Annotated in this window: 1 rRNA gene; it reads right to left on the bottom strand. The window is 57.6% G+C overall.

Annotation, left to right across the window (positions count from 1 at the left end):
• Positions 1–1277: ribosomal RNA gene (locus tag AMS69_RS20810) — 23S ribosomal RNA — on the bottom strand; the annotation flags it as partial.

The following is a 1277-nucleotide window of genomic DNA, read 5'->3' as shown; positions in this document are numbered from 1 at the left end:
CACCTATGTTGTTACTAGACAGTCCGAGCTTCCGAGTCACTGCGACCTGCTCCGTTCCGGAGCAGGCATCCCTTCTTCCGAAGGTACGGGACTAACTTGCCGAATTCCCTAACGTTGGTTGCTCCCGACAGGCCTTGGCTTTCGCCGCCATGGACACCTGTGTCGGTTCTCGGTACGGACATCATGCTCGTCTTTTCATGGGCCCCAGGTTGAATCACCTTGCGCTGTGCCGCCGTTCGTCCGCTTCGTGCCATTACGGCTTCCACGGAGTTGGACGGTTCGACCGGGCGAAGGCCCGGCGTGATCGACCCCAGGGCGTCGACTTTCACTGCATGATGGCACGGGAATATTAACCCGTTTCCCATTTCGTCATAGTCGAGTTGCGGTATGACTTAGGACCGGCTAACCCTCAGCTGATCAGCAGTGCTGAGGAACCCTTATCCATTAGGCCGTCGGGGTTCTCACCCGACTATCGCTGCTACTATGGCCAGGATTTTCGTCACGCATCGGTCCACAGGAGCTCTCGCCCCTGCTTCCATCCAATGCGAGCGCCAATCTACTCGATCACCCTGTGACGGGTGCGGACAGGTCTCGGTGGTGGATTTGAGTCCCGATCATTTTGGGCGCCTCAAACCTCGGCCGGTAAGCTGTTACGCTTTTCTTAGAGGGTAGCTGCTTCTAAGCTCACCTCCCGGCTGTCTAGGGCTCGAGACCACCTTCAGAGGATTACACTTAATCCACACTTGGGGACCTTAACCTATCTCTGGGTTGTTCCCCTCCTGGTACACAGGCTTACCCCGCGCACCGGAATCCCCGCGTCGAACGGCGTCTGTAGGTTTGGAGTTTGACAGGTGTGCCGACTCCTCTCGGAGGCGGACACACCAATCGGTCGCTCTACCCCACAGACTACCTCGGCGGAGGTCATGCTTCGACATGTTTCGATTGGAACCAGCTGTTGCCGGACTCGATGGGCCTTTCACCCCTACACATAGATCACGAGAGGGTATTGTAGGACACCAACTCTAACAGACTTCCACGTGCCTTTCGGCACGCTTCATCTTGTCCATGCGTAGATCGTCCGGATTCGGGTCGTGTCCGTGTGGCTCCCCGCGCTTGAACACGGCGGCCCTCGGGCAAAGCCCTGCGGCCATGTCGGTTTCCCTGTGCCTCCCCGGATGCTCCGGTTAGACTTGCCATACAGACACACTCCCTGGCTCGTTTTTCAAAACGTACGACAGAACATCGGCTTCCTGTAAGTCTTACTGGACGCTCGCGCG

Source organism: Haloarcula rubripromontorii (assembly GCF_001280425.1).
Classification (GTDB): domain Archaea; phylum Halobacteriota; class Halobacteria; order Halobacteriales; family Haloarculaceae; genus Haloarcula; species Haloarcula rubripromontorii.
This window is presented reverse-complemented; position numbering and strand designations above follow the sequence as displayed.